12 protein-coding genes are annotated in these 13,119 nt (G+C 71.7%); 7 read left to right on the forward strand and 5 right to left on the reverse strand.

All coding sequences use genetic code 11. From position 1 onward, the window contains the following. The first annotated feature begins 199 nt into the window (after positions 1-199). Positions 200-1,102 (forward strand): IS982 family transposase, encoded by a 903-nt coding sequence (locus ABGB21_RS31430; RefSeq protein WP_347658674.1) that lies wholly within the window; start codon positions 200-202, stop codon positions 1,100-1,102. Positions 1,103-1,768: 666 nt separating this feature from the next. Here the strand turns inward: ABGB21_RS31430 and ABGB21_RS31435 are convergent. Next, positions 1,769-2,929, reverse strand: coding sequence for an ROK family transcriptional regulator (locus tag ABGB21_RS31435; RefSeq protein ID WP_347658548.1), 1,161 nt, complete (start codon positions 2,927-2,929; stop codon positions 1,769-1,771). 103 nt (positions 2,930-3,032) lie between these two features. Here ABGB21_RS31435 and ABGB21_RS31440 point away from each other — a divergent pair, with 103 nt between their 5' ends. Then, complete coding sequence (locus ABGB21_RS31440) at positions 3,033-3,665, forward strand: HAD-IA family hydrolase (RefSeq protein WP_347658549.1); 633 nt, start codon at positions 3,033-3,035, stop codon at positions 3,663-3,665. A gap of 537 nt (positions 3,666-4,202) precedes the next feature. On the opposite strand, the gene ABGB21_RS31445 is transcribed toward ABGB21_RS31440, so the two are convergent. Continuing rightward, the gene (locus ABGB21_RS31445) at positions 4,203-4,850 is read right to left on the reverse strand and encodes a Gfo/Idh/MocA family oxidoreductase (protein WP_347658550.1); all 648 of its coding nucleotides are present in this window, start codon (positions 4,848-4,850) and stop codon (positions 4,203-4,205) included. Positions 4,851-5,051: 201 nt separating this feature from the next. On the opposite strand from ABGB21_RS31445, the gene ABGB21_RS31450 reads away from it, so the two are divergent. Both ABGB21_RS31450 and ABGB21_RS31455 read left to right on the forward strand, forming a co-directional pair. Beyond that, on the forward strand, positions 5,052-6,152 hold the full coding sequence (locus ABGB21_RS31450) for a glucosyl-3-phosphoglycerate synthase (protein ID WP_347658551.1): 1,101 nt from the start codon (positions 5,052-5,054) through the stop codon (positions 6,150-6,152). Continuing rightward, the gene (locus ABGB21_RS31455; RefSeq protein WP_347658552.1) at positions 6,149-6,577 is read left to right on the forward strand and encodes a glycosyltransferase; all 429 of its coding nucleotides are present in this window, start codon (positions 6,149-6,151) and stop codon (positions 6,575-6,577) included. The genes ABGB21_RS31450 and ABGB21_RS31455 overlap by 4 nt, the downstream gene beginning before the upstream one ends. Positions 6,578-6,699: 122 nt before the next feature. Here ABGB21_RS31455 and ABGB21_RS31460 read toward each other — a convergent pair whose 3' ends face one another. Both ABGB21_RS31460 and ABGB21_RS31465 read right to left on the reverse strand, forming a co-directional pair. Beyond that, the gene (locus ABGB21_RS31460) at positions 6,700-7,065 is read right to left on the reverse strand and encodes a nuclear transport factor 2 family protein (protein ID WP_347658553.1); all 366 of its coding nucleotides are present in this window, start codon (positions 7,063-7,065) and stop codon (positions 6,700-6,702) included. Positions 7,066-7,123: 58 nt separating this feature from the next. Continuing rightward, entirely contained in the window at positions 7,124-8,092 is a 969-nt protein-coding gene (locus tag ABGB21_RS31465; protein WP_347658554.1) for an NADP-dependent oxidoreductase, read from the reverse strand. A 93-nt stretch (positions 8,093-8,185) separates the two neighbouring features. Here ABGB21_RS31465 and ABGB21_RS31470 point away from each other — a divergent pair, with 93 nt between their 5' ends. The 3 genes from ABGB21_RS31470 (at position 8,186) to ABGB21_RS31480 (ending at position 12,497) form a co-directional block, all read left to right on the forward strand. Beyond that, positions 8,186-8,803, forward strand: a complete 618-nt coding sequence (locus ABGB21_RS31470) for a helix-turn-helix domain-containing protein (RefSeq protein ID WP_347680860.1) — start codon at positions 8,186-8,188, stop codon at positions 8,801-8,803. 171 nt (positions 8,804-8,974) lie between these two features. Continuing rightward, positions 8,975-11,515 (forward strand): FtsK/SpoIIIE domain-containing protein, encoded by a 2,541-nt coding sequence (locus tag ABGB21_RS31475; protein ID WP_347680862.1) that lies wholly within the window; start codon positions 8,975-8,977, stop codon positions 11,513-11,515. 1 nt (position 11,516) lies between these two features. Continuing rightward, complete coding sequence (locus ABGB21_RS31480; protein WP_347680864.1) at positions 11,517-12,497, forward strand: hypothetical protein; 981 nt, start codon at positions 11,517-11,519, stop codon at positions 12,495-12,497. A gap of 31 nt (positions 12,498-12,528) precedes the next feature. Here the strand turns inward: ABGB21_RS31480 and ABGB21_RS31485 are convergent, their stop codons facing one another. Next, positions 12,529-13,095, reverse strand: a complete 567-nt coding sequence (locus ABGB21_RS31485; RefSeq protein WP_347658558.1) for a helix-turn-helix domain-containing protein — start codon at positions 13,093-13,095, stop codon at positions 12,529-12,531. Positions 13,096-13,119: the final 24 nt, after the last annotated feature.

Consider the following 13,119-nt stretch of genomic DNA (forward strand, 5'->3'; position numbering starts at 1 on the left):
AAACAACACCGCGCCGTGGCCACCCGCTACGACAAACTCGCCGTGCGCTACGAAGCCACCGCCACCATCAGCATGATCGACACCTGGCTTCGGAGACTCGAACGGCACTTATGACACACGGCCTAGATGATTGAGTCCTAAATCTGGCCTGGTGGGGGACTTGGCGTATCGATACAGGGAAGGGTGTCGTTGTCTGCTCGTGACTGCCGACATCGACACCCTTCTGACTGCACTGTACGTGTTCGTAGACGATCACCTGGTACCGCATCGCCGCCGTCCCGGCCGTCCCCGGCAACTGTCCGACGCCGAGCTGATCTGCCTGATGATCACCCAGGTGTTGTTCGAGTTCCCTCGCGAACGGCACTGGATCCGCTGGGCCGGCACCCACCTCCGAGACGCCTTCCCGTACCTGCCGACCGCGTCCGGTTACGGCAAACGAGTCCGCGGCAGCGGCCAGCTCATCGCCACCGTGCTGCGAGCCCTGGCACATGTCACCCCGACGAGTGCCCCGATCCTGCGGCTGATCGACTCCACCCCGGTGCCGTGCGGCACCTCTCGCGAGACCGCGAAACGCTCGGACCTGGCCGGAGACGCCGGCTACGGCTACAGCGCCTCACACTCCCGCTACTTCTGGGGCATGCGCCTGTATCTCCTCGCGACGGCCGAGGGCATGCCGGTGCTGTGGTGCCTGGCCCATCCGAAACTCGACGAGCGTGAGGTGATGGCCGCCCTCATCGAGGCCGACCACCACCTGATCGCCGAGGGGCAGGTCATCCTGGCCGATCGCGGCTTCGCCAGTCCGGAGTTCGATCACTTCTGCGACCTGCGGAACATCCACCTCGTCCGGCCGAAACGCGCGAACGCCAAGGCCGACGCCCCACGCACCCCGGCCGAGAAAGCCCTGCTCCGCGCCCGCCAATGGATCGAGTCGATCTTCCAGAGCCTGAAAGGTCAGCTCTCCCTGGAACGACACGGAGCCCGCCGCCACGACGGCCTGTTCGCCCGCGTCGGTCAGCGCCTCCTCGCTCTGGCCGCTGTGATCTGGCACAACACCAACATCGGCGCACCCAACCCACGATCACTCATCGCGTACGACCATTGACCAGCAAAGATTTAGGACTCAATCATCTAGCGGTCGTCATTCGTCGATAGGAAAGATCGGCAACTTGTTTCGGCACCATGTTTGACACGCGGGATGCCTGCTATGCCTTTCTTATTCGACTTGTTGATATCGCCGGGTTTAGGTTGATCCCGATCATATCGGGAGGCCGGGGTGTTCACGCGTGTCGAGTTGTTCGAGCGCATCCGGGCTGATCGGCGGGCAGATCCGTCGGTGTCTCAGCGAGAGTTGGCGCGCCGGCATCAGGTGTCGCGTCGTACCGTTCGGGCGGCGTTGGCGTCGGCGGTCCCCTTACGCTGGGTTACCAGCCGGCACGGTCAGCACGCGGGTTGCGGCTAGAACCGCGCACGTGATCATGCGCCGAGCCGTGCGGACCGTCATGCGAAGATCGATGCGTGGTCGGGTTTCCTGTCGTAAGGCGGTGATGAGCGCACCATGCGGGAACAGTTCCTAGTATCCCCATCGTTACCGCGTCCTAGACGGCGCCGTCGGTTCCTCCGGTACTTGAAGAATCTGCCTGAGCGGTGCTCAATCAAGGTGTTTGATTCGCGGCGGCACTTCCTGTTTGGTGCGGGCGGGGACGAATACGGCTGGGCAGGAGAAGCAGGGTAACGGGCCGGGCCGTCCAAACTCGTCCTGAACGTCTCGTCACCGCCGCGCCGGCCCGCGATCCGGCGATCGGCTGCTGGTGGCCCAGTTCGCGAGAGCCGCTTCGCTGGTGGTGTGGTCGAGGCCGATGATCGCGGCGCCGCGCAGCGGCCCGTCGTCGCCATGGGTGGCGTCAACGACTGGGGGCGGCTGGGTGCGGTGCGAGGTCATGAGGCCCCCGGTGTAGGCGTTCTGAAAGGCAACCCGGGCGGCGTCGCGCAGGGCGGGACCGAGGCCGCCGAGGGTGATCAGGTCGGGATCGTGGATGTTGACCAGGCCGGCGATGCCGGCGGCGAGGGCTTGCGCGACGGTGGTGACCGCCTGTCGGGCCCGGGTGTCGTGACCGGTGCGGTTGAGGACGTCGCGGGTGTAACCGTGCGGGTCGGTCGGGGCTGGTTCGCCGAGATGGCGGGCGAGCGCGCGGCCGTCGACCTCAAGTTCCCAGCAACCACGGGCGCCGCACGGGCAGCGCAGCTCGCGGTCGCCGAGCGGCAGGTGTCCGTACTCTCCGGCGGCGCCGTGAGCGCCGGTGACGGGTCGACCATCGATGGTGAGCGCGCCGCCGATGCCGGCCTCGACGATGAGGTGCAGCGCGGTGCCGGCGGCGGTTGCCGCCCCGGTACGCGCCTCCGCGGCTGCGGCAAGGGTGGCGTCGTTGCCGATCAGCAGTGGCAGGGACGTACCGCTGGTGAGGGTGTCGAGGTCGACCGGTCCCCAGCCGAGAGTGGAGGCTTGGACGAGGTGCCGGTCATGAATGGTGGCGGCGACGGCCAGGGACACCGCCCGGAGCCGTCCGCCGTACCGGGTCAGGGCGTGGTCGATCGTCTTGCGCACCGCGCCGAGGACCGTTTCCGGGCGGCGGCTGCGGTGCCGGTGGTGCCGCAACTCGTGCGGCTGCCCCTCGACGGTGATGACGGCCTGCCGCCACTGTCCCTGACGCACGTCGACGGCGAGCACGACCGGACCCTCGGGGTGCGGCCGTAGCACGGTGGTGGGTCGGCCACGCCCACGGACCGGGGCCGGTGCCTCGGTCAGTAGCCGCAGCTCGCGCATCCGAGCGGTGATCTCGGTGGCCAGGCCGCTGGCCAGTCCCAGCTCGCGGGCCATCTCCGCGCGGGTGATTCCGGGGCGACGGGCCAGCACGGCGAGTACCTGCGACACGGTATGCCATCTGGCCGCGTCCGCACGCTGTCGGGTAGGGCTTGCCATGGGAGGGGACCACCGCCTTATGCTCGTACCGCGAGTATAAACGAGGGGGTTGGTCATGGACCTGTCGACGGTGTCCGCAGTCCTGCTGGACATGGATGGCACGCTGGTGGACTCCGATGCCGCGGTCGAGCGGGCGTGGCGGGAGTGGGCCGGCGAGTATGGCGTCGATTCGGCCACGGCCCTGGCGATCGCCCACGGCAGCCCAGCCGAGCGCACCGTACGGCGGTTGCTGCCGGCGCTCGACGACGCGCAGGTCAGGACGGCGGCCGCGCGGCAGTTGGCGCTGCAGTACGACGATCTCGCCGACGTCACCCCGACCCGGGGCGCGCGGGACCTGCTGGTGACCCTGGCCCGGCTGGGCCTACCGTGGGCGGTGGTGACCAGCGCCGACACCCGGCTGGCCAAGGCGCGACTGGCCGCCGCCGGTATCGACCCGCCGGTGCTGGTCACGGTTGACGACGTCAGCGCCGGCAAGCCCGATCCGGAGGGCTACCTGCACGCCGCCCGGCTGCTCGACGTACCGCCCGAGTATTGCCTCGTCGTCGAGGACGCCGCCGTCGGGGTCGAGGCCGGACGCGCAGCGGGCGCGACGACGGCCGGCCTCAAGGGCGTCGACGCCGATCTTCGCCTGGTGGACCTGACCCGGCTGGCGTACCTGCTAACAGAGGCGCCTCGTACCAGGGCTTGAGCTGGCGTGACCTTCGGTAACCCGTCCTGTCATCGGCAGATCCGGAAGCCGTGCGGGCTACAAGTCGTCACCCGGTGTAGTCGCTCGATCGCTGACGATCTCTAGACCTCCGAGGCCGGTTGCCCCGACGCGGTCACCGATGTTGATCAGCGCTTTGTAGGTTGAGGGCGTACCCGACCCTGCATTGGAGCCTGGACGCCGGCGCCCACCCCCTCCACGAACGGCGGCGTCGGGACCGAACCGTCCCGACGCCGCCGTGTCCCACCCCTCACGCAAGAGCCGGGCCCTTCAGACCCCACATCGGGAGCGGAGCCTGAAAGAACCCGGTCTGCGCAGATCCTACCCAATCGCAGCCCTCAACCCGCCGAAGCGACCCGCTGACAACCACCACGCGGCCACCCACGACCAGGTGGTGCCCGAACAAGCTGTCGATCTTCGGCCCCCGGCCACTGGTACCCAAAGAAGCTGACGATCAACAACCATCGATCATCTACCACGGCAGGTGGTACCCGAAGAACCTGCTCAAGTGGTGCTCGTTCAAGGTGCCGGAATCACGGCGGTCGCCGAGTCGATGTCGGCACCGTCGACCGCCGGCGGGACACCATTGCCGGCCGCGTACACCTCGACCACCTCGCCGGCCAGGTGCCGGGCCAGGTCGAGTACGTGCGCGGCCTGCTCCACCACCGGCCCGCCGGAGGTGTCCCGGCGCGGCCACCAACCGACCGGCGGCACCTTGTCCAGCCAGGCGCCGGTGACCAGCCGCACCGGCCGGTCGGCGAGGATCCGGCGGGCCTGCTCGACCACGGTCAGATATCGCCAGTGGTGCCCGACCGCGGTCACCAGCCCGCCGTGCCGGACCAGTTCGGCGGTCCGCAGCGCGGTCTCCCGGTCCAGCCCGATCGGCTTCTCCACGAACATCGGCAGGCCGGCCTCGAGGACCGCCTCCTCGACCGGGCCGTGCGCGAACGGCGGCACGCAGACGTACACCGCGTCCAGGTCGGCCGCGAGCAGCGCGGCCGGGTCCGGGAAAGCCCGGGCGTCGTACGCCGCCGCCAGCCGCCGCGCCGACTCCGCCGCCACGTCCGTCACCCCGACGATCCGTACGTCGTCGAAGCCGGCCAGGACCCGGGCATGTCGCTGCGCCACGTTGCCCGCCCCGACCAGCCCCACCCGACAGACCCGCATCGGGTCACCTCCCACCGTCTCCGCCGACCGTCGACTCCACGTCCTCCGACGACCTTCTCCGGCCCGGCCGGAAATGAAACGTTCATCACGACGCCGCGTCATCGGCGGTCGAGCTGATCAAGCTGTTACCCCGGGACCCGATTGGCGGGACCCGATCGAGGGAATGTTCGGCCCGGCTCATTCACGACCCAGGGGGTGCCCGTGCGGCAGTCAGCGACCACCGTCTCACCCGTTGTCGGGGCGTGGACCACGTACCGTACCCGCGACGCCGCACAGTGGACGGCACGCCGACTGCTCAAGGCCAAGGGGGAGAGCACGGTCAGCGTGGTCATCCCGGCCCGCGACGAGGAGGCGACGGTCGGCGCGATTATCGACACGCTGCGCCGGCACCTGGTCGAGAAGACCCCGCTTGTCGACGAACTGATCGTCGTCGACTCCCGCTCGACCGACGGGACGGCCGAGGTGGCGACCGCTGCCGGCGCCCGGGTGGTCAGCCAGGACCAGATGACCCGCGGGCTGCCCCGACTCGACGGCAAGGGCGACGCGCTCTGGGCCGGTCTCGCCGCGGCCGGCGGCGACGTCGTCGCGTTTGTCGACGCCGACCTGCGCCGCTTCTCGCCCCGCTTCGTCACCGGACTGCTCGGCCCGCTGCTCACCGACCCGACGGTCGCGTTCGTCAAGGGCTTCTACCACCGCCCGCTGGTCGGCGCCGCCGGGGTCGAACCCGACGGCGGCGGCCGGGTCACCGAACTGATGGCCCGCCCGCTGCTCAGCCTCTTCGTCCCGGAGCTGGCCGGGTTTGTCCAGCCGCTCGCCGGCGAGTACGCCGGCCGCCGTGCCGTCCTGGACCAGATCCCGTTCGTCTCCGGCTACGGCGTCGAGATCGCCATGCTGATCGACCTGGTCGACCTGGTCGGCCTGGACGCCCTCGCCCAGGTCGACCTCGGTGAACGGCTGCACCGGCACCAGGACACCGAGGCGCTCGGCCGGATGTCGGCCCAGATCCTCTACACCGTCTGGTCCCGGCTGCACCGGCGTGGCCTGGTCACCGACCCGGTGCCGCCGGCCGGCGTCCTCACCCAGTTCCGGCGCGGCGGCGACCAGGTCCTGCCGAACCTGGACCGGGACATCGTGGTCACCGACGTCTCGGTCGCCGAACGGCCACCGCTGGCCAGCGTCGACGAGCGGTTCCGCACCCGGTGGCACCGGCAGCGGACCCGGAGCGCGGCGACCCAGGCCCGGACGGCCGGCGCCCCGAACCGGTCCGCCCGTCCGGCCGGACTGGCGGTGACCGGCGCATGAGCCTCACCGTCCTGGTCAACGCCGGGCCGTGGCTGCCGGTGCCGCCGAAGGGGTACGGCGGGATCGAGAACGTGGTCGCCACCCTCGTCCCCGAACTGCGCCGACTCGGGGTCCGGGTGGTCCTCGGCACCGTCGACAGCAGCGAACTCCCGGTCGACGAGAAACTCGCGATCTTCCCCGACGGACAGTTCGGCCACCTGCAGCGCCCGTACAACCAGGCGTGCGGGATCGTGCAGAGCCACCTGCACGCCGCGGTCCGGCGACTGTGGGACGGCGGCGACATCGACCTGGTGCACGACCACGTGGAGGCGGCCGGCCTGGCCACCCTCGCCGCGCTCGGCCCGGACGCCCCGCCGGTGCTGCACACCCTGCACTGGGACCTGTTGTCGCTTCCTGAGGTAGAAGGTCCGCTTCTCCACGCCTGACACGCTCCCGAACGGTGCGTCGCGGCCGGCGGGCTGCGGCCCCGCCGACCTGCGGCCGCCACCTCGGCTGAGGGGGCCGGGCGTCCACCGTGTAGGCCCCGGCGAGTTCGGTGGGAAGCGGCTCAGACCGGGGCGTACGGACTGAACTGGATGCCGGCGAGCCGCCAGCCGCCCGGCAGTTCCACCCACACCTGGCTCAGCCGGACGGTCAGGGCCATCACCTCGCCTCGCCAGGTCACCCGGCTGCGTTGGACGCAGCGGACGATCGCGGCGCGGTCGTAGCGGCGTACGTCCAACTCGCTCGTTTCGAGCGAGAGGTAGCCGAAGTCGGCGTGCCGGTCGATCCACTGCCGTTTGTCGAGTGGGAAGCCCTGGTCTCCGATGGAGACGAAGTCATCGGCGAGCAGGGCTTCCAATCGCTCGGTGTCGGCACGTAACTCGGCGTCGTCGAACGCCTGCCGCAGTTCGCGGACGTTGTCGGTTGTCACGTGGTGCTCCCGTCGGTGTGGGCCCATCGTCCGGTGGCGATCCCGGCGTCGCCGTCGGTCAGATCGTGACGAGCAGTTTGCCGGTGGTGTGTCGGCGGACGAAGTCCACGCAGGCCTGCGGCCCCTCGTCCAGGCTGTACCGGCGGCCGATGGTGGCCCGCAGCGCGCCGCCGACCGCCTGTTCGCCGACCTCGCGCATGCCGCCGAGGGTGCCGTCCATGTCCAGCACGAAGTGCAGTTCGACGTCGTCCCGGCGGATCCACTGCTGCTCGGGGACGGGGTAGGTGATGGTGAGGAGGCGTCCGCCCGGGCGGACCGCGCGGGCCACGCCGACCAGTTGGTCGCTGGGCAGGGTCAGGTTGACCACGACGTCGACATCGGTCGGGTACTCGGTCTCGGTGTATCCGATGACCTGGTCGGCGCCGAGCCGGCGCAGCAGGTCGGCGTCGGTGTCGGTCGCGGTGGCGACCACCCGTGCCCCGGCGTCGGCGAGCAGCGGGACCAGGGTGGTGCCGACGCCGCCGGTCGCGCCGACGACCAGGACCCTCTCGCCGGCCCGGACCTGCCCGGTGGCGACCAGGGCCCGGGCGGTCAGGCCGACGGTGGGCAGGGCGGCGGCCTGTTCGAGGTCGAGGCCGGCCGGACGGTGGGTCAGGAACGGGGTGTCCGCCTCGAAGACCGCGTACTCGGCTAGCGAGCCGGTGCTCAGCGACGGCCGGGTGGTACCGGCCATCGCCCGCAGCGCCCGGGGTACGGCCTGACCGAAGATCTCGTCACCGACCCGGTACGCGGTGACGCCGGCGCCGACCTCGCTGACCGTGCCGGCGAAGTCGTTGCCGGGTACGTGCGGGAACTCCAGCGGTACGGCGTCGCGGAAGTCGCCGCTCGGCAGCCGGACGTCGGCCGGGTTGATCGAGGCGGCGGCGATCCGGACCTGGATCTGTCCCGGGCCGGGCCGGGGCGTCGGCACCTCAGTCACGGTGTACTCCTCGGGTGGTCCGTAGCCGGTCGCGACGACTGCCTTCATGGATGACCTCCAAATAAACGGACCGCACGGTCACGTTGTGGGGCCACGCTAGCGATAAGCGGACCGCCTGGTCAACTTGTTAGGGTGGCAGCCGTGACCCAGCCCCGCCCGCTGCGCGCCGACGCCGCCCGCAACCGCAGGCTGCTGCTGGCCGCCGCCGCGGACGAGTTCGCGGAACGGGGCCTGGACGCCTCGGTCGCCGACATCGCCCGCCGGGCAGGCATCGGCAAGGGCACCGTGTTCCGGCACTTCGCCACCAAGGACGACCTGCTCGCCGCGATCGTCGTGGATCGGATCCAGGCGTTGACCGACGTCGGCGAACGGCTGCTCGACGCGGCGGACCCCGGCGACGCCCTGCTGGAGTTCCTCACCGCCGCCGCCCACCAGCGGCAACAGCGCGACCTGTCGTTCCTCCAGGAGGCCGGCGACCTGAGCGAGGAGGTCACCCGGCTCCGGACCCGGATGTTCCACACCGTGCACCGACTCGTCGACCGGGCCCGCGAACACGGCGCGATCCGGGCCGACGTCACCGGCGCCGACGTCATCCTGCTGATGTGCGCGCCCAACCACGTCGTCAGCTACGTGCCGGACGCCCCGCCCGACCTGTGGCGGCGCTACCTCGCCATCATCTTCGACGGGCTACGCCCGCAGGGCGCCCACCCGCTGCCCCAACCGCCCCCGGACAGCTACGGCGACCCGGTCGGGTCCTAGCCGTACGCCGGGCACCGTCGGCACGCCCCGGCGACGCGCCCGGCGTACCAACCACCGTGGCGCCGCGTCGGTTAGTGTTCCGGTGACTACCCGCCCCACGCGTCGTCCGCCGCCCGTGCGACGAGCCGGGGTCGGGGCAGCGGTACCAAACCGAGGCGGGTTGGGGGCAGGGTGGGACTGTCAGCCACATTCGGGCGGGCGGTCGCCGCCCACCGGCAGGCCCGGGCACACCTGGACGCCGCCCGCCGGGCACTCGGCCAACTCCGCCCCCCACCCGACACCGGGGAGGCCGCCGACACCGTCGGCCGGCTCCGCCGGGTCGGCGAAACCCTCACCGCCGAACCCGAACCGGCCCGGTTCTTCGCCGGCCCGCTCCCGGTCCGGCTCGGTTGGGCCGACACCGTCGACGGCGACTTCCCGGCCGTCGTACCGCTGGCCGGCGGCACCCACCTGGCGCTCGACACCGACGCCCGGCACCCGGCGGTCGCCGCGCTGCTGCGTACCCTCGTCGTCCGGCTGCTGGCCGCCGCACCACCCGGCTCGGTCCGGGTCTCCGTACTGGACAGTGCCGCGCTCGGCGCGACGTTCCTGCCGCTGCGGTCCCTGGTCGAGGCCGGGGTGCTGCACCCGCCGGCCACCACCGACGCGGAGGTCGCCGAACGGCTCGACGACGCCGAACGGCACGCCCGGGCCGCCCAGCACGCCAGCACCGGCAGCCCTGAACTGCTGCTCCTGGTCGCCGCCTCCGCACCCGAGGGCCGCGACCTGCACCGGCTCGCCGCCCTCACCCACGCCGGGCCGACCGCCGCGACCTGCGTCCTCGTCGCCGGCTACCCACCCCGGTCCGCCGGACTCACCCCACCGCCGTTGGGCGCGGCCACCGCCGTCCGCCTCGACCCCCAGGGGTACGCCTGGATCGGCGACCCGCCCGGACATCCGTTCAGCGCCGACGGCAGCGGCCTGTCCGCCCCGGTACGCCTCGACGCCGACCCGCCACCGCACCTGGTCGCCGCCCTCGCCGAACGGCTCGGCGACCTGCACCGCCGCGAGTCCGAGTTCGGCTTTCCGGACCTGCTGCCCGGCCAGCCGTGGTCGGAGTCGTCCGGCAACGGGCTGCGCGCGGTCGTCGGCCGCGCCGGCCGGGATCCGGTGATCTGCGCGTTCGACGACCAGACCCCACACTGGCTGATCGGCGGCCGGACCGGCTCCGGCAAGACCGTCTTCCTGCTCAACGTCCTCTACGGACTCGCCGCCCGCTACTCACCCGACGAACTCTCCCTCTATCTGCTCGACTTCAAGGAGGGGGTCAGTTTCTCCGAGTTCGTGCCGACCGGCCACGACCCGTCGTGGATTCCGCACGCCCGCGCCGTCGGCATCGAGTCCGACCGCGAGTACGGGGTCGCCGTACTCCGCGAACTGCGCCGCGAACTCAACCGGCGGGCGTCGGCACTGAAACGCCACGGCGTCACGAAGCTCGCCGACCTGCCCCGGGACGGCAAACCGGTGCCGAGGATCGTCGCCGTCGTCGACGAGTTCCACGTGCTGTTCGCCGGCAACGACGCGGTCGCCCGGGAGGCCGCCGCCCTGCTCGAGGAACTCGCCCGCAAGGGCCGCTCATACGGCATCCACCTGGTCCTGGCCAGCCAGAGCATGACCGGCATCGAAGCCCTGTACGGCAAGACCGACTCGATCTTCGGCCAGTTCCCGCTCCGGGTCGCGCTGCCCGGCGGCAACGGCGTACTCGACAAACTCAACGAGGCCGCCGGGGCGCTGCCGGTCGGCTCGGCGATCGTCAACCCGTCGGCCGGGATCGGCGGCGCCAACACCGTCATCCAGTTCCCGGACGCGCACGCCAACGCCACCGAGGTCGCGGCCCTGCGGCACGAACTGTGGCAGGCCCGCGGGTCGAACTCCCGGCCACCGGCGGTCTTCAAGGGCTACGAGTCGGCGCACGTCGACGACGATCCGACGTACCGGGGACTGGTCGCCGGCGGACGACGCCCGCTCGCCCTGGTCGGCCGGACCGTCGACGTCGACCTGACCACCGCCAACTTCCCGCTCGACGCCAGCCCCGGCCGGCACCTGGCGGTCGTCGGCACCTCCCCGGTCGGGGCGAGCGTGCTGCACGCCGCCACGGTCAGCCTGGCCCGCCAGCATCCGCCGGGCAGCGCCCGGTTCCTGGTCGCGCCGTTGGTCGCGGTCGCCGACGACCTCGCCGAGTCGACGATCGACGAGCTGACCGGCGCCGGGCATCCGGTGACCCGGCTCGACGCCGCCGGACTCCGCGACGAGCTGCGCAAACTCGCCGGCCAGCCGACCGACGGACCGGCCCGGACCTTTGTCGTCGGGTTCGGCATGGACGGCGCCAGCGGCGCCCTCGCCGCCCGCGACGAGAACTTCAAGTCCGGGCTCGACGACCTGCAGGCGGTGCTGCGGCAGGGGCCGGCGCACGGCGTACATCTGCTCGGCTGGTGGCGTGGACTGCGGCGGCTCGCCGACGACATCGGCGGGTCCAGCAACCGTGACGACGTCGCCTGCCTGGTGGCGTTGAACGTCACCGGCGGCGAACTCGGGATGTACCTCGGCCAGCACGACCTGGCGTACACCCCGAGGGCGAACCGGGCGCTGCTGGTCGACCGGCACGACCAACGGACCCGGCTGATCGTGCCGTTCGTCAGCCGGGGCCACGAACCGGACGACGAGGGAGACTGAGGTGGCCAGCTTCGCCGAGTACGCCGCACTCGCCCGGCACCTGCACGACCTGCACCGGTCCGGCGCCCAGGCCACCGCCCGGGTCGCCGAGCAGCGCGGCAGCGCGGAGGCGGTCGCCGACCGACTCGACCAGCGGCTCGACGCCCAACAGCACCGGCTGGCCGCACTCGGCCAGGCGATCGGCAAGTCGGTACCGCCTCCGGGGCCGGGCGGGCCGGTGCAGCCCGGCCCACCCGCCTCCACGCCCGCCCCGCACATCCCACCCCAGCCACCGCCGCCTGCGGCTGCTCCCGTCGCGGGACAGCCGATGCCGCCGGCCCCGCGTCAGCCGCTCCGGGACGACGGGCACCCGCCACCCGCCCCGCACATCCCACCCGTCCGGCAGCAGCATGTCGAACCGGCGACCGGCGGTACGTCGTACCCGGAGGTCGCCGGCGGGCCGGCGCGCCGCGCCCTGCCGTCGACCTCGGTGAGCGGTGCGGACACCGGCGGTTATGTGCCCGGTCAGCGCGGACCGGTCGACCTGCCGGCGGCGGCCGGCGTGTGGGCCGCCGACCCGCACCGCGAGCTGGAGCTGGCCCGGCAGGCCGCCGACGGCGCCGACATGCTGATCGTCCAGGCGGAGACGATGGCCCAGCAGCCGACGCTGTTTCCGACGCTGTCACCGCGTCGGCGCGCGCTTGCCGTCTACGGCATCTGCTCCGCCGTGCTCGCGGTCATCATCTGGATCATGCTTACCGCCGTCGAACTCCGGGACGCCACCACCAGCTGGGCGAAGGCCAGCGCGGCGTTCGGCGTCTTCGCCTGGGGCTGCGCCGGCCTGCCGGCGATGACGTTTTTCGTCGGATACCTGGTGATGAGCGTCTGGGGCAAGCCGAAGATGGTCGCCGGCCGGGCGGCCGGCTATCCCCGACTCGGCTTCCTGATCTGCTTCGCCGCCTCGCCGGTCGCCTTCCTGATGTACTACGCCGTCGCCGGCTGACCTGTCGGCTGTGCCCACCGCCCGGGGCCGGTCAGGCACGGAACGCGTTGAGCACCAGGGTCGCGTACCGGTTCCAGACGTCCGGGTCGTCTTCCCGAAGCACGATCAGCTGACGGACCGCGCCGCAGAGGACGATCCGCACGTCGCGTGTGTCCAGGTCAGGTCGGACGTGGCCGGTGCCGGCGGCGTTGCGCAACAGCCGTCCGACGAGGTCGAGCAGGTTTCCGGCCGACGGTAGGCGTCCCTCGTAGAAGGCGGTGGCCAGGCCGCGGTTGCGGGCCAGTTCGTCGAAGAGCGCCAGGACGTATTCGTGCAGTCCTCGGTACGCGTCCGGCGCGGCCAACGCCTGTCGTGCCCGAGCTTCCAGCCGGTGGAAATGCTCGCCGGCAACGGCCGCGACGAGGTCTTCCTTGGTCGGATAGCTGCGATAGACGGTGGCCCGCCCGACGCCCGCCCGAGCAGCGACCTGGGGCACCGTCACCTCGAGGCCGTGTTCGGCGAACAACTCCTGGGCCGCGGCGACGACCAGCTGCTGGTTACGACGCGCGTCGGAGCGCCGGTGTGGGTGGGCGGCACTGGCGGATCGCGACTCGGTCACCGCATCAGCGTCCCACACCGCCAC

This window comes from Plantactinospora sp. B24E8, assembly GCF_039871735.1.
In the GTDB taxonomy this organism is placed as follows: Bacteria; Actinomycetota; Actinomycetes; order Mycobacteriales; family Micromonosporaceae; genus Plantactinospora.